Annotated in this window: 12 protein-coding genes; 3 read left to right on the top strand and 9 right to left on the bottom strand. The window is 72.7% G+C overall.

Annotation, left to right across the window (positions count from 1 at the left end):
- Window positions 1–235: 235 nt before the first annotated feature.
- The 3 genes from ACWC9R_RS23490 to ACWC9R_RS23480 are packed head-to-tail and all read right to left on the bottom strand — an operon-like array spanning window position 236 to window position 3,062.
- A complete protein-coding gene (locus ACWC9R_RS23490; RefSeq protein WP_450734213.1) occupies window positions 236–1,372 on the bottom strand; it encodes a dipeptidase in 1,137 nt (378 codons plus the stop codon).
- A complete protein-coding gene (purE, locus tag ACWC9R_RS23485) occupies window positions 1,369–1,935 on the bottom strand; it encodes a 5-(carboxyamino)imidazole ribonucleotide mutase (RefSeq protein ID WP_362613936.1) in 567 nt (188 codons plus the stop codon). The genes ACWC9R_RS23490 and purE overlap by 4 nt, the downstream gene beginning before the upstream one ends.
- Entirely contained in the window at window positions 1,932–3,062 is a 1,131-nt protein-coding gene (locus ACWC9R_RS23480; protein ID WP_450734224.1) for a 5-(carboxyamino)imidazole ribonucleotide synthase, read from the bottom strand. The genes purE and ACWC9R_RS23480 overlap by 4 nt, the downstream gene beginning before the upstream one ends.
- 187 nt (window positions 3,063–3,249) lie before the next feature.
- Between ACWC9R_RS23480 and ACWC9R_RS23475 the strand changes: the two genes are divergently transcribed.
- A complete protein-coding gene (locus tag ACWC9R_RS23475) occupies window positions 3,250–3,675 on the top strand; it encodes a protease inhibitor I42 family protein (RefSeq protein ID WP_450734212.1) in 426 nt (141 codons plus the stop codon).
- Between the two features lie 138 nt (window positions 3,676–3,813).
- On the top strand, window positions 3,814–4,323 hold the full coding sequence (locus ACWC9R_RS23470) for a GtrA family protein (protein ID WP_450734211.1): 510 nt from the start codon (window positions 3,814–3,816) through the stop codon (window positions 4,321–4,323).
- Between the two features lie 13 nt (window positions 4,324–4,336).
- Here the strand turns inward: ACWC9R_RS23470 and ACWC9R_RS23465 are convergent, their stop codons facing one another.
- Both ACWC9R_RS23465 and ACWC9R_RS23460 read right to left on the bottom strand, forming a co-directional pair.
- Window positions 4,337–5,584: an ATP-binding protein gene (locus ACWC9R_RS23465; protein ID WP_450734209.1), complete on the bottom strand. Its 1,248-nt coding sequence runs from the start codon at window positions 5,582–5,584 to the stop codon at window positions 4,337–4,339.
- Window positions 5,585–5,600: 16 nt separating this feature from the next.
- Complete coding sequence (locus ACWC9R_RS23460; protein WP_033266590.1) at window positions 5,601–6,281, bottom strand: response regulator transcription factor; 681 nt, start codon at window positions 6,279–6,281, stop codon at window positions 5,601–5,603.
- 507 nt (window positions 6,282–6,788) lie between these two features.
- Here ACWC9R_RS23460 and ACWC9R_RS23455 point away from each other — a divergent pair.
- A complete protein-coding gene (locus ACWC9R_RS23455; protein ID WP_450734208.1) occupies window positions 6,789–8,294 on the top strand; it encodes a peptide MFS transporter in 1,506 nt (501 codons plus the stop codon).
- Between the two features lie 82 nt (window positions 8,295–8,376).
- Here the strand turns inward: ACWC9R_RS23455 and ACWC9R_RS23450 are convergent, their stop codons facing one another.
- The 4 genes from ACWC9R_RS23450 to ACWC9R_RS23435 all read right to left on the bottom strand — a co-directional run bounded on the left by ACWC9R_RS23450 (window position 8,377) and on the right by ACWC9R_RS23435 (window position 12,845).
- Window positions 8,377–9,753 carry a hypothetical protein gene (locus tag ACWC9R_RS23450; RefSeq protein WP_450734222.1) on the bottom strand — a complete coding sequence of 459 codons (1,377 nt, stop codon included), beginning with the start codon at window positions 9,751–9,753 and terminating at the stop codon, window positions 8,377–8,379.
- Window positions 9,754–9,797: 44 nt separating this feature from the next.
- On the bottom strand, window positions 9,798–10,916 hold the full coding sequence (locus ACWC9R_RS23445) for a hypothetical protein (RefSeq protein ID WP_450734221.1): 1,119 nt from the start codon (window positions 10,914–10,916) through the stop codon (window positions 9,798–9,800).
- A gap of 104 nt (window positions 10,917–11,020) precedes the next feature.
- The gene (locus ACWC9R_RS23440; protein ID WP_450734207.1) at window positions 11,021–12,010 is read right to left on the bottom strand and encodes a COG1470 family protein; all 990 of its coding nucleotides are present in this window, start codon (window positions 12,008–12,010) and stop codon (window positions 11,021–11,023) included.
- Between the two features lie 112 nt (window positions 12,011–12,122).
- Window positions 12,123–12,845, bottom strand: a complete 723-nt coding sequence (locus ACWC9R_RS23435) for an LPXTG cell wall anchor domain-containing protein (RefSeq protein WP_450734205.1) — start codon at window positions 12,843–12,845, stop codon at window positions 12,123–12,125.
- Window positions 12,846–13,098 lie beyond the last annotated feature (253 nt).

The following is a 13,098-nucleotide window of genomic DNA, read 5'->3' as shown; positions in this document are numbered from 1 at the left end:
CCCCTCCCCGCCCCTGGGCGCCTCTGCGTTGGCCCCCCCCCCACCCGCACCACGTCCGGCACACCCCACCCGCGGAGGCCCGTCACCGCACCCCGACAGCCCCGCGCAGCGGACCCGCCCGCCGCAGGCGCAACGGCGGGGGCACCGCGTAGCGGGCAACAAACGGCGAGCAACCATCACGGCGGGAAAGCCGAAAACGTGGGCCGAAAGCAAAGCGCAGCCGAAACGTGGGAGGTCAGCCGAGGGCTACGCCCTCGGCCGCTCGCAAGACCCGCACCGCATTGCGCCACGTCAGCTTCGCGAGGTCGGACTCCGACCACCGCCGGTCCATCAGCTCGGCGATCAGATTCGGGTAGCCGGCGACATCGGAGAGGTCATCCGGCGTGAACGCCGTACCGTCGAAGTCGCCGCCGAGGCCGATGTGGTCGACGCCGGCGACCTCACGCATGTGGTCGAGGTGGTCGGCGACCGTGGCCGCGGTGGCCTTCGGGCGCGGGTTGGCCGCCTCGAAGGCACGCTGGACGGTCATGCCCGCCTCGGTCGTGTCGAGGTGGTGCAGCCCGTGCGCGCGCATGTTCTCGTCGGCGCGCTGTGTCCACGCGACCGCGGCCGGCAGCACGAACTTCGGCACGAAGGTGGCCATCGCGACACCGCCGTTGGCGGGCAGCCGCTCCAGCACGTCGTCGGGGATGTTGCGCGGGTGGTCGCAGACGGCGCGGGCGGAGGAGTGCGAGAAGATCACCGGCGCGGTGCTGACGCGCAGCGCGTCGCGCATGGTGTCGGCGGAGACGTGCGAGAGGTCGACCAGCATCCCGCAGCGGTTCATCTCCCGGACGACCTCCTCGCCGAAAGCGGTCAGGCCGTGGTGGCGCGGCTCGTCGGTCGCGGAGTCCGCCCAGTCGATGGTGTCGTTGTGGGTGAGCGTCATGTAGCGCACGCCGAGTCGGTACAGCGCGCGCAGGGTGGCCAGTGAGTTGTTGATGGAGTGGCCGCCCTCGGCGCCCATGAGGGAGGCGATCCGGCCTTCGGCGCGGGCCGCCTCCATGTCGTCGGCGGTGAGGGCCAGTCGCAGGTCGTCGGGGTAGCGGGCGACCAGCTGCCGGACCACGTCGATCTGTTCGAGGGTGGCGCTGACGGCCTGGTCGCCCGTGTAGTCGGTGCGGACGTACACCGACCAGAACTGCGCGCCGACGCCGCCGGCCCGCAGCCGCGGCAGGTCGGTGTGCAGGTGCGCGGACTGGTCGACGGCGATGTCGCGCCGGTCGAGGTCGTAGCGGACCTGCTCGCGCAGCGCCCAGGGCAGGTCGTTGTGGCCGTCGACGACGGGCCAGCGGGCGAGCAGGTCCGCTGCCGCCCGCCGGCGGGAACTCACTTGGCGCCGCCGAAGCCGAAGCCGTTCGGGGTGGCGACCTTGCTGCGCAGCCGCTTGCCCTTCTCGGTGGCCTGGTCGTTCAGCTCCTGCTGGAACTCCCGCATCCGGTCCATGAGTTCGGCGTCCTGGGTGGCGAGGATGCGGGCGGCCAGCAGCCCGGCGTTGCGCGCCCCGCCGACCGAGACGGTGGCGACCGGCACCCCGGCCGGCATCTGCACGATGGACAGCAGGGAGTCCATGCCGTCGAGGTACTTGAGCGGGACCGGGACGCCGATGACGGGCAGCGGGGTGACCGAGGCGAGCATGCCGGGGAGGTGGGCGGCGCCCCCGGCGCCCGCGATGATCGCCTTCAGGCCGCGGTCGGCCGCGGCCTCGCCGTACGCGATCATCTCGCGCGGCATGCGGTGCGCGGAGACGACATCGACCTCGTGGGGGATCTCGAACTCGGCGAGGGCCTGGGCGGCGGCCTCCATGACGGGCCAGTCGGAGTCGGAGCCCATGACGATGCCGACCACGGGGGCCGGCTCGGAGGGGCGGGTTTCGGGCGCCGGGCTGGACGTCATTCGGTGATCGTTCCTCGCAGGTAGCCGGCGGCGTGAGCGGCGCGCTCGCGCACGTCGGCCAGGTCGTCGCCGTAGGTGTTGACGTGTCCGACCTTACGGCCGGGCTTCACGTCCTTGCCGTACATGTGGATCTTCAGCTGCGGATCACGCGCCATGCAGTGCAGGTACGCGTAGTACATGTCGGAGTAGTCGCCGCCGAGGACGTTGGCCATCACCGTCCAGCGGGCGCGGGGGCGCGGGTCGCCGAGCGGGAGGTCGAGCACGGCACGGACGTGGTTGGCGAACTGCGAGGTGATCGCGCCGTCCTGGGTCCAGTGGCCGGAATTGTGCGGGCGCATCGCGAGCTCGTTGACGAGGATGCGGCCGTCGGCGGTCTCGAAGAGCTCGACGGCCAGGTGGCCGACGACCCCCAGCTCCTGGGCGATGCGCAGCGCCAGCTCCTGGGCCTGGCCGGCCAGCTCGGGGTCGAGTCCGGGCGCGGGGGCGATCACGGTGTCGCAGACGCCGTCGACCTGGATGGACTCCACGACCGGGTAGGCGACGGCCTGGCCGTGCGGGGAGCGGACGATGTTGGCCGCCAGCTCGCGGGCGAAATCGACCTTTTCCTCCGCCAGGACGGGCACCCCGGCGCGGAACGGCTCGGCGGCCTCCTTGGAGGATCGTACGACCCAGACGCCCTTGCCGTCATAGCCGCCGCGGACGGTCTTGAGGACCACCGGGAAGCCGCTCGATCCGTCACCGCCCTCGGCCGCGAAGCGTTCCACGTCCGCCGGGTCGGAGACGATGCGGTGCCGTGGGCAGGGCACGCCGATCGCGTCCAGCTTCGCCCGCATCACCCCCTTGTCCTGGGCGTGCACGAGCGCGTCGGGACCGGGCCGGACGGGGATGCCGTCGGCCTCCAGCGCCCGCAGGTGCTCGGTGGGAACGTGCTCGTGATCGAAGGTGATCACATCGCAGCCACGCGCGAAGGAGCGCAGCGTGTCCAGGTCGCGGTAGTCGCCAAGGACGACATCACCGACCACCTGAGCCGCCGATTCCTGCGGAGTGTCGCTGAGGAGCTTGAATTTGATGCCGAGGGGGATACCCGCCTCGTGGGTCATACGGGCGAGCTGACCGCCGCCGACCATGCCGACTACCGGGAACGTCACGTCCCCAGGGTATCCGCCCGGCTCCGCGGCCTCGATACCGGCTTGGATGATCCTCTGAGTTCGCACGTTCGAAGATCACCGAGGGAAGATCGGCAACGGCCCCCGGCACGCCGCGCCGGGGTGCGGGACCGGAGCCCGGAGCGGGCCCGGCACAAGGGGAGGCCGGATGGCGCACAGTGGCATACCGAGGGGCACCAGGACGCTGGTGATCGCCGTCGCGATCACCGCGCTGCTGATCGCCCTGCACTCCGTTTTCAGCCAGTTGTCCGCGCCGGAGGTCTACGACGCGGACGACACCGAGATCGCGGTCTCCCCCGGTGACCGCTTCAGCGTGCGGGTCGCCGGCGACCCGGACGGCGGCTACCGCTGGATCGTCGCCGAACCGCGCCCCGACCCGGACGTCCTCAGGGCGGCCCGCGGGCGGGTGGCCACCGGCGGGCCGCCGCCGGACGGGCCCGCCCGCTACCTGGCCTTCGAGGCCGTCCGCGCGGGCCGTACGGACTTACGGCTGCTGCGCTGCCGGCGCTGCGGCCCCGGCGCGGCCGACGAGGCGGGCGCCCGGAGCCTCAACTTCCGTGTCACCGTCGGCTGACCCGGACGGCCCGCCGGGGGTTGCACGGCGACTCGTCATGTGGCAGGCGCCCGCATCGGCGCGTGGTTAGCATGAGGGAGCGGACCGGGGTTGACGGAATCGCGGACACCGCCCACGACGGGGAGCTGAACGACCACCATGAGTGAACGGAGCGCACTGCGGTCGCGGCTGGAGTCGCTCATTCGTGAAGTGGTCAAGTTCGGCGCGGTCGGCGGCGCGGGGGTCGTGGTCAACTTCGCGGTGTTCAACCTCGTACGGCAGCTGACCGAGGTGCCCGTGGTCCGGGCCAGCATCATCGCGACGGTCGTGGCGACCGGCACCAACTACCTCGGCTACCGCTACTTCACCTACCGCGACCGCGACAAGCGGGGCCGCACCAAGGAACTGACGCTCTTCCTGCTGTTCAGCGCGGTCGGCCTGGTGATCGAGAACGGTCTGCTCTACGTCGCGACGTACGGCTTCCACTGGGACACCCCGCTGCAGAACAACGTCTTCAAGTTCCTCGGCATCGGCCTCGCCACGCTCTTCCGCTTCTGGTCCTACCGCACCTGGGTCTTCCGCACGCTGCCCGCGCGGGAGGCGATAGAGACCGCCGAGTCCTTCCTCGCGGACGGCTCCCGCCGGCCGCGCAGCACCTCCCGGAAGTAGCCCGGGGCGCCGCTCACTCCTCGGCGGGCTCCGCCTCGCGGGCCAGGAACAGCGCGAAGACCGGGGGGTGCTGCTGGAGCAGCTCCAGCCGTCCGCCGTCCGCCTCGGCCAGGTCCCGGGCGACGGCCAGCCCCAGACCGGTGGAGTTGCGGCCGGAGACGGTCCGCTCGAAGACCCGTGAGCCGAGGTCCACCGGCACTCCGGGCCCGGCGTCGGTGACCTCGACGACCGCCTGGTTGCCGGTGACCCGGGTGCGCAGCGCGACCGTCCCGTCGCCGTGCATCAGGGAGTTCTCGATCAGGGTGGCCAGCACCTGGGCGACCGCGCCGGGGGTGCCGACGGCCCGCAGGCTCTTCTTGCCGGAGCGCACGATGGCCCGTCCCGCGCTGCGGTAGGCCGGCCGCCACTCCTCGATCTGCTGCTTGACGACCTCGTCCAGGTCGAAGGCGACCGCGGAGCCGCTGCGCGGGTCCCGTGAGTTGGTCAGCAGCCGCTGGACGACGTCCGTCAGCCGCTCCACCTGCGCCAGCGCGATGGTCGCCTCTTCCTTCACGGTGTCCGGGTCGTCGGTGAGGGTGATCTCCTCCAGCCGCATGGACAGCGCGGTCAGCGGCGTCCGCAGCTGGTGGGAGGCGTCCGCGGCCAGCCGGCGCTCGGCGGTCAGCATCCGGGCGATCCGCTCGGCGCTGGCGTCCAGCACGTCGGCGACCCGGTCCAGCTCCTGGACGCCGTAGCGGCGGTGGCGCGGGCGGGGGTCGCCGGAGCCGAGCCGCTCGGCGGTCTCGGCGAGGTCGGTGAGCGGCGCGGTCAGCCGGCGGCCCTGACGGACGGCGAGAATCACCGCGGCGATGATCGCCAGCAGCGCCACGGCCAGGATGACCAGCAGCGTCCGGCCGATCTCCGCGCTGACCATGGAGCGGGAGTCCTGGACCGTGACGGACTCACCGCGGTCGCCGTCCACCCGGGACTCGATGACCTCGCCCGAGGGCCGTTTCCCGATCTCGATCGGTGCCTTGCCGGGCACCGTGATCCGCGCGTACCGCTTGGCGGTGATCTGTTCGGAGAGGACGTCCGGGGTGATCTTCTCGCCGCTACCCAGCCGGCTCTCCACTATCCCGACGAGCCGGACGGCCTCGGAGGCCACGCTCTCCTGCGCGCCGGCCTCGATGGTGCGGGTCTCGACGATGACGAGGGAGACGCCGAAGACGGCGATCACGACGAGCACCACGGCGAGCGTGGAGTTGATCAGACGGCGGCGCACGGGCTCGTGGCTCTTCTCAGCTTTTTTCGAATCGGAAGCCGACACCGCGGACGGTGGCGATGTAGCGGGGGTTGGCGGCGTCGTCCCCGAGCTTCTTGCGCAGCCAGGAGATGTGCATGTCGAGGGTCTTGGTGGAGGACCACCAGGTGGTGTCCCAGACCTCGCGCATCAGCTGGTCGCGGGTGACGACCCGGCCGGCGTCCCGCACCAGGACCCGCAGCAGGTCGAACTCCTTGGCCGTGAGCTGGAGTTCCTCCTCGCCCATCCAGGCGCGGTGCGACTCGACGTCGATCCGCACCCCGTGGGTGGCCGGCGGCTGCTGGGGCTCGGCGGTGGAGCCGCGGCGCAGCAGGGCCCGTACCCGGGCGAGGAGTTCGGCGAGGCGGAAGGGCTTGGTGACGTAGTCGTCGGCGCCGGCGTCCAGGCCCACCACGGTGTCCACCTCGTCCGCGCGGGCGGTCAGCACCAGGATGGGGAAGGAGTGTCCCTCGTTGCGCAGCCGGCGGGCGACCTCCAGGCCGTCCATCCCGGGCAGCCCCAGGTCGAGGACGACGAGGTCGATGTTCCCCTGGAGACCGGCGTCGAGCGCGGTCGGGCCGTCCTCGCGCACCTCGACTTCGTAACCCTCGCGGCGCAGTGCGCGGGCGAGCGGCTCCGAGATGGACGCGTCATCCTCGGCGAGCAGTACACGGGTCATGGCCCGATGGTAGTCCGACGTAACGGTGCCGAGGGGGCGGACCAGCGCGGATGGCCGACGGCGGACCGTTCCTGCACCGCAGCCGCGCTGAGCTGCGGAAGGCTCCGGCGCGCGCGAGAGCGCGCGATCGAACGACGGGCGCCGATGGTTCCCGGCGGCGGTGTGACCGTTGTCTCACCCCTCCCTCGGTCGGGGGAAGCGGTCGTATGGTGGTTGAACGTCTGTCGCACAATCCAGGGCCCTTGACTCTCAACTGGCGTCATCGGGCCCTCGTTGTGTCCGGTGCCGTGACCAACGGCCCTGATGGACCGTGATCGACCTGCCGACCGGGTCCGGCGCGCTTGCACTTCGGGGCGTGGAATCCGGGGTACGACCGTCCAGTCGGGCCCTCGCGGGTGCCGCACCTCCCGGACGTGGAGGCGGGCGGGACTACGCCGGTGCCGGTCCTCCCCCCACCCGGGCGCGTATCGGTCTGCGAACGCGTCCCGTAGCAGCAAGGAAGCATCCATGGCGTCCAGCCTGACGAAGGACGCTGCCCAGCAGGGGAACCCTGCGGACGGCGGCAAGACCTTCTTCGGCCACCCCCGCGGCCTGGCCACTCTCTTCATGACCGAGATGTGGGAGCGCTTCAGCTTCTACGGCATGAAAGCCCTCCTCCCGCTGTACCTGATCGCGCCGGGCGGCATGCATATGCAGGCCACCACGGCCACGGCGATCTACTCCGTGTACATGGCGATGGTCTATCTGCTCACCCTGCCGGGCGGCTGGATCGCCGACCGCTTCTGGGGACCGCGCAAGACGGTCGTGGTCGGCTCCGGTGTCGTGATCGCCGGCCACATCACGCTCGCGCTGCCCACCTCGGCGAGCTTCTTCGCCGGTCTCGTGCTGGTCGCGCTCGGCTCCGGTCTGCTGAAGGCCAACATCTCCACGATGGTCGGCCACCTCTACGACGGCCCCGAAGACCCGCGCCGTGACGGCGGCTTCACGCTCTTCTACATCGGCATCAACCTCGGTGCCTTCCTCGCCCCGCTGTCCATCGGCACCGTCGGCGAGAGCGTCAACTGGCACCTGGGCTTCACCCTCGCCGCCGTCGGTATGGCCCTCGGCCTCATCCAGTTCCTGCTCGGCACCCGCACCCTGAGCGCGGAGAGCAACGTTGTCGCGCAGCCCGCGACGCCCGAGGAGAAGAAGTCCACGCTGCGCAAGGGCCTGCTCTGGCTGATCGTCGCGACCGTCTTCTACACCGCGCTCGCGGCGACCGGGAACTTCGCCGACTGGGCGCTGATGCCGATCACCATCGCCGGTCTGGTCATCCCGGTCGCGGTGCTGGCCCGGATGAAGCGCGACAAGGAACTCACGGATCTGGAGCAGTCCAAGCTCTCCGGCTACATCTGGTTCTTCGTGGTCGCCGCCATCTTCTGGATGATCTACGACCAGAACGGGTCGACGCTGTCGATCTTCGGCGAGAACTCCACGACGAACACCCTGCTGGGCTTCCGCTTCCCGACGTCCTGGTACCAGTCGCTGAACCCGGTCTTCATCATGGCGTTCGCCCCGCTGGTCGCCTCGGCGTGGCTGTGGCTGAACAAGCGCGGCAAGGAGCCGAGCACCGCCGTCAAGTTCGCCTCCAGCCTCGCGCTGGTCGGCATCTCGTTCGCCGTCTTCCTCATCCCGCTGATCGACACCGCGGCCAACGGCGGCAGGGTCAGCCCGATGTGGCTGGTGGCGGTCTACTTCGTCCAGACCGTCGGTGAGCTGTGCCTCTCCCCGGTCGGCCTGTCGGTGACCACGAAGATGGCGCCCGCCAAGTACGGCTCCCAGATGATGGGTGTCTGGTTCCTCGCGGTCACCGCGGGCGACTCGGTGGCGGGTCTGCTGACGTCGCCGCAGCTGAACGTCGACCTGAACACCTCGTTCTCGGTCGCCGTCGAGGCCGCCATCGCGGTCGCCGCCGGCATCGGCATCTGGACGTCCCGCAAGCGGGTCAAGGAGATGATGGGCAGCGTCAACTGACGCCGTCCTGCCCCGGCTGACGGAAGGGGGCGTCGCACCGGCGGTGCGACGCCCCCTTCGTGTGTGCCGTGGACGTGCCGCGTCAGCGGACCCCCGCCCGGCGCCGCGGCAGGAAGGTGAACACCGCGCCGCCCAGCAGGATGACGGTGCCGGCGACGAGGCCGAGCGCGGTCAGCGCGCCGTGGTCGTTCGCACCGGTCTCGGCGAGGCCGCCGCCGCTGCCGCCCGAGACACTGGCCGGGCCCGCCGCGCTACCGCCGGAGGCCGCCGCGCCGGAGGCACCGCCCGCCGCGCCGCCGGACGTACCGCCCTGCTGCGCCGAGGTGTCCAGGGCGAGCGAGACACCCGGGTCCTTCTCCGGGGTGCAGGTGGTGGTCGTCCCGAGGGCGTTGACGGTGAGCACGCCCGGGGTGAGCGTGGCCTTGCCGGTGGCACCCGGCTTGTAGGTGCCCTTCAGGTCCGGGATCTCGATCGGCTGGCCCGACTTGATGGGCCCGGCGTTCGCCGGCCCCTCGACCTTCACCGACCCCTTGTCAGCGCCGCCGACCCTGACGGCCATCGAGGGCTTGACCGCGCCCTTGGGGATGTCCGCCGGGCTGTCCATGACGGACTTGGCGAACTTCACCGTCAGGTCGTAACTGCCGCCCTTCTTCACCGCGTTGACCTGGACCGGCGAGGTCGCCTTCTTGTCCCCGATCGGCGTCTTGCAGGCGTACGGGACGTCGACCTGCTTGCCCTGGTACGCGGTGCCGTCGGGGTCGCCACCGGAACCGCCGGACGTGGAGCCGCCGGACGCCGCGGAGCCGGACGAGCCGGAGGTCGTGCCGCCGTCGGTGCCGCCGCCGGAGGCCGTTCCGGCGGAGCTGCCGCCGCCGGTGGTGCCACCCGTCGTCCCCGCCGTGCCGCCGCCGGTCGTCCCGGTCGTGCCGCCGGTCGTGCCGCCGGTACCGCCCCCGCCGTCGGTGACCTTGATGGTGACCGCGGGCTGCACCGTCTCCTTGGGCGAGCACTTGGTGTCCGTCGAGATCGGCTGGTTGACATTGATGTTGTAGAAACCGGGCGTCAGGGTGACCTCACCCGGCTTCTCCAGCTTGAGCTTGGCCTTCATGTCGGACAGCTTCATCGCGCCGCCCTTGGGGATCGGCGGGTTCTCCCGCGGCCCCTTCATCGCCAGATCGCCGGTCTGCGCACCGGCCACCTTGATCGTGCCGGTCGGCTGGACGGTGTTCTCCCCCAGGTCGAGGATGTCGGGGTTCTTGGAGGCCCCCTCGAGGGTCTTCCAGACCACCTCGACCTCCTCGCCGACCTTCGCCGTCCCCGGCGCGCTGACCGCCACCTTGGTGGTGCCCTGGATCGGCGGCAGCCCGGATATCGGCGGCGGCAGGCACTCCGTCTTGTACGACACCTCCGCCGCCTGGGCGGTCCCTGCCGTGGTCATGATGCCCGCACCCGCGAGCATCAGCGCGGCCGTCGAGGCCACCGCGACTCTCCTCCGTTGCCTCATCACGCAGAACCTTTCGACGTCGGTCGTTCGGTTGATGTGGTGGTGGACGGTGCGGTGTCCGGGGTGAACCACGGCAGCGCGGCGGAGTCGCCCGGCGTACCGGGCCCGTCCGTGGCGCGCTCACCCGAGGTCCGGTTTCCGATGCGTTTTCCGGTGCCGGCCGCGCGGGGCGGCCGGCCGGCGGCGTGGGTGCCCGGGGGCGTCCGGCCCGCGGAGCGCCCGCGGCCCCGGCCCGGCCGGTGCGGGCGGACCCGGTCCACGAGGGCCATCCCGACGCGGAACACCGCCGTCGGGACCACCACGCAGAGCAGCGCCCAGAAGAGCGTCACGCCCCAGGGCCTGCCGACCCCCCAGGGCTGCTCGACCAGGACCCTGCCGCCGTACTTGAGGGAGACGAGATAGTCCCCGTGGGCGCCGGCCGGCAGTTCGACCGGCAGCCTGACCTCGGCCTTCTTCCCGGCGGGGACGGTTCCCCGCCACTGCTGCTCCTCCCATACGGGCGCGAAGACCCCGTGGGAGGTGCCGAGCCGGAAGACCGGGTCCTTGGCGGGCGCCGAGCCGAGATTGCCGACCGTGACCCGCAACTCGCGCTGCGGCGGGGCGCCGAACCAGGTCAGCAGGCCGCTGCTGCCCGTCAGCCGGGGCTGCGCGAGGACCGCCAGCCGGCCGCCGCCGTGCTCCTCGGGCAGCGGCGCCACCGGGTGGCCCGCCACCTTGAACGGCGCCTCCGCGTCGGCCGCCGCACCGGTCACGGTGGCCACATGCACCACACAGGGGCAGGGCTTGGGCGGCTCGGCGACCGGAAGCGCCCGGCGGAACGCGCCGTGACGGTCGGTGGTGACGGCCCGCCCGTCGCCGTTGGCACAGGAGTTGGTGCCGCCGATCATGTTCTGTCCGCAGATCAGCAGCGTGAGCAGCGCCCTGGGCCGCCAGCCGCGGCCGGTCACGGTGACGGTGCCGCCCTTGCCCGCCTCCTTGGCGGACAGCCGCACGCCGGGTTCGCCGTCGGCGGCGGTCGTGGCGTGTGGAGCCGAGTCCGTGGCGTACGGAGCGGCCTGCGCGGCCGCGGCCGGCGGCAGCGCGGGCGCGAGGCCCAGGCACAGCACGAGCGCGGCCACGGCCCGCCAACGCCTCCGTCGTACCGCCCGCCGCGCACCGCGCACCTCCAGGAGCGCACCGGCCCCCGCCCCGCCGGGGACCGCCGACCGGCCCGTCCCGCCGTTCACGAGCGTGCTCCCGCTCCGCTGCCGGCCAACTCCGCCGCCGGGCCCGCCGTTTCCCCCTCGGGAGGCCGCCCACCGCCGGCCGCGGGCGCCACGGGTGCGCCCCGTTCGCCCTCCGGCCCCTGGGCACGGCGTCGGCGGCCGACGACCACCAGGCCGCCCGCTCCCGCCGCCAGGAGGACGGCCGGTCCGGCGACGGCGCCCCAGGGGAGCGCGGTGTACGAGGCGGTGGCGGACCCGTGGGCCCCGCCGTCCGCCGTCGCCGTGAGCCGTACCTCCACCGCGTCCAGTGCGGGCGGCCCGGCCCAGGTCTCCGTCAGATCGGTGCTCTGCCCGGGGGCCAGCCGGCCCGGCAGGGTGCGGACGGCTCGCCGCAGCACCGGGCCGAAGAGCCCGTCGGCGCGCACCGCGAGCCGCGGGGTCAGCACCGTGTTGCCGCGGTTGACCAGCGTGTACCGGATGACCGCGGCCCCGTCCCGGTCGCGCACCGACACGTTCTCGACGGTCAGCGCGGCCAGCGCCGGCCCGGTCACCCGCAGATGCACCGGCACGGTGTGCCGCCCGGCCGCGCCGCCCGCCGTGCCGCGCGAGGTGGCGATCAGCGCGGCGGGGTGGTCACCGGGGGACGCGTCGCGCGGCACCGTCACCGTGAAGGGAACGGCCGCCCGGGTGCGCGGCGGGACCCGCACCTCCCCGTCGGCGAACGCGATCCGGGCGCCGGTGCCGCGCAGCCGTACGGTCACGGCCCGGCCGGTGGGATTGCGCAGCGACAGCCGGTCGTTCATCACGGTGCCCGGCGCGCCCGCCAGGTAGAAGTACGGGCGGTCCCGGTCACTCGGCCTGCTGCCCGCACCGGGCGCGGGCGCGGCGGACCAGCCCGGTGGCGCCGGTGCGGCGGCCGGCCGGGCCACGGCCGCGGCGGGGCACAGCAGCACGGCGGCGGTCGCGAGGATCGCACCGCTGACCGCTGTGCGGGGACGGAACGGCATCGGCGGCTCCTGGTGCGAGGGGGTGCCTCCCCGGGCCGGCCGGGGCGGCGGGGCGAACGGCGGTACGGCGAACGACGGGGCGGCGCGCGGGTCCTGGCCCCCGCGCGGCGGGTCACCCCCGCTGGTGACGGCGGGTCAGCCAGAGCGCGCCGGCCGCCCCGGCCAGCAGCACCGTGCCGCCGAGGGTGCCCAGCGCGACGGCGGAGTCCGCGGGTCCGGTCTGCGGCAGCTGTCCGCCGCCGGAGGCCCCGCCGGTGGCCGCACCGCCCGTGCCGCCCGAGGCCCCGCCCGTGCCGCCGGAGCCCTTGGCGTCGAGGGTCAGCGAGGGCTTCGGATGGTTGCTGGGCGTGCAGGTGGTGGTGGTGCCCAGCGCCTTGATGGTGAGGGTGGACGCGGTGAAGGTGACCTTGCCGCTGCCCTTGGGCGTGTACGTGCCGCTCAAGTCACTGATCTTGATCGGGGTGTTGGCCGGAATGGACTGGTCGTTCGGCGGCCCGGAGACCGGCACGGTACCGCTCTCCGCACCGCCCAGCTGGATCAGCGCGGTCGGCTTCATCGCGCCCTTGCCCAGCTCGACCGGGCTGGAGGAGACGCCCTTCTGGAAGGACATGACGAGCTTGTACGCGCCGCCGCTCGGGGTGCTCCTGATGTCGATGGGCGAGACCGCGCCCTTGTTGCCGATCGGCGTTTTGCACTGGTAGTTGACGTCGACGACCTCGGCGTGGGCGGCCGGCGCGGTGAGCATCACCGCGGACCCCGCCGCCATCGCCACGGCCGCGGCGAGGCCGGCCGTCCGGCGCGGGCGGCTGCCGTGCTGTTCGTAGAAGCGGGCCACCTCGGTTCCCCTTCTCCCGGGAGCGCACCGCCGGCGGTACCTGACGGCACATCAGATTGGCCGCTCAAGGTACGCCGGGGACCGTGCCGAGGGAAGGCACAGCGCAGCCCCGATCGCACCGGGCCCGGGACAGCGGGGAATTCCGGCCTCACACCGGGCGCCCCGAAGGCGCCGTACGGCGGATTCCGCACACGACGAATCGCGGGCCCACAGGCCCGCGCCACTCTTTCTTCTTCCGCTACGGAGCCGCCCG

The sequence above is a fragment of the Streptomyces sp. NPDC001219 genome, assembly GCF_053597915.1.
This window is presented reverse-complemented; position numbering and strand designations above follow the sequence as displayed.

What these genes read in the sequence shown, in the direction of transcription:
- ACWC9R_RS23460 (WP_033266590.1), bottom strand. Translation starts at nt 6,281, where the DNA reads ATGACCCGTGTACTGCTCGCCGAGGATGACGCGTCCATCTCGGAGCCG.
- ACWC9R_RS23440 (WP_450734207.1), bottom strand. Translation starts at nt 12,010, where the DNA reads ATGCCGTTCCGTCCCCGCACAGCGGTCAGCGGTGCGATCCTCGCGACC.
- purE (WP_362613936.1), bottom strand. Translation starts at nt 1,935, where the DNA reads ATGACGTCCAGCCCGGCGCCCGAAACCCGCCCCTCCGAGCCGGCCCCC.
- ACWC9R_RS23455 (WP_450734208.1), top strand. Translation starts at nt 6,789, where the DNA reads ATGGCGTCCAGCCTGACGAAGGACGCTGCCCAGCAGGGGAACCCTGCG.
- ACWC9R_RS23470 (WP_450734211.1), top strand. Translation starts at nt 3,814, where the DNA reads ATGAGTGAACGGAGCGCACTGCGGTCGCGGCTGGAGTCGCTCATTCGT.
- ACWC9R_RS23480 (WP_450734224.1), bottom strand. Translation starts at nt 3,062, where the DNA reads ATGGTCGGCGGCGGTCAGCTCGCCCGTATGACCCACGAGGCGGGTATC.
- ACWC9R_RS23475 (WP_450734212.1), top strand. Translation starts at nt 3,250, where the DNA reads ATGGCGCACAGTGGCATACCGAGGGGCACCAGGACGCTGGTGATCGCC.
- ACWC9R_RS23450 (WP_450734222.1), bottom strand. Translation starts at nt 9,753, where the DNA reads ATGCTCGCGGGTGCGGGCATCATGACCACGGCAGGGACCGCCCAGGCG.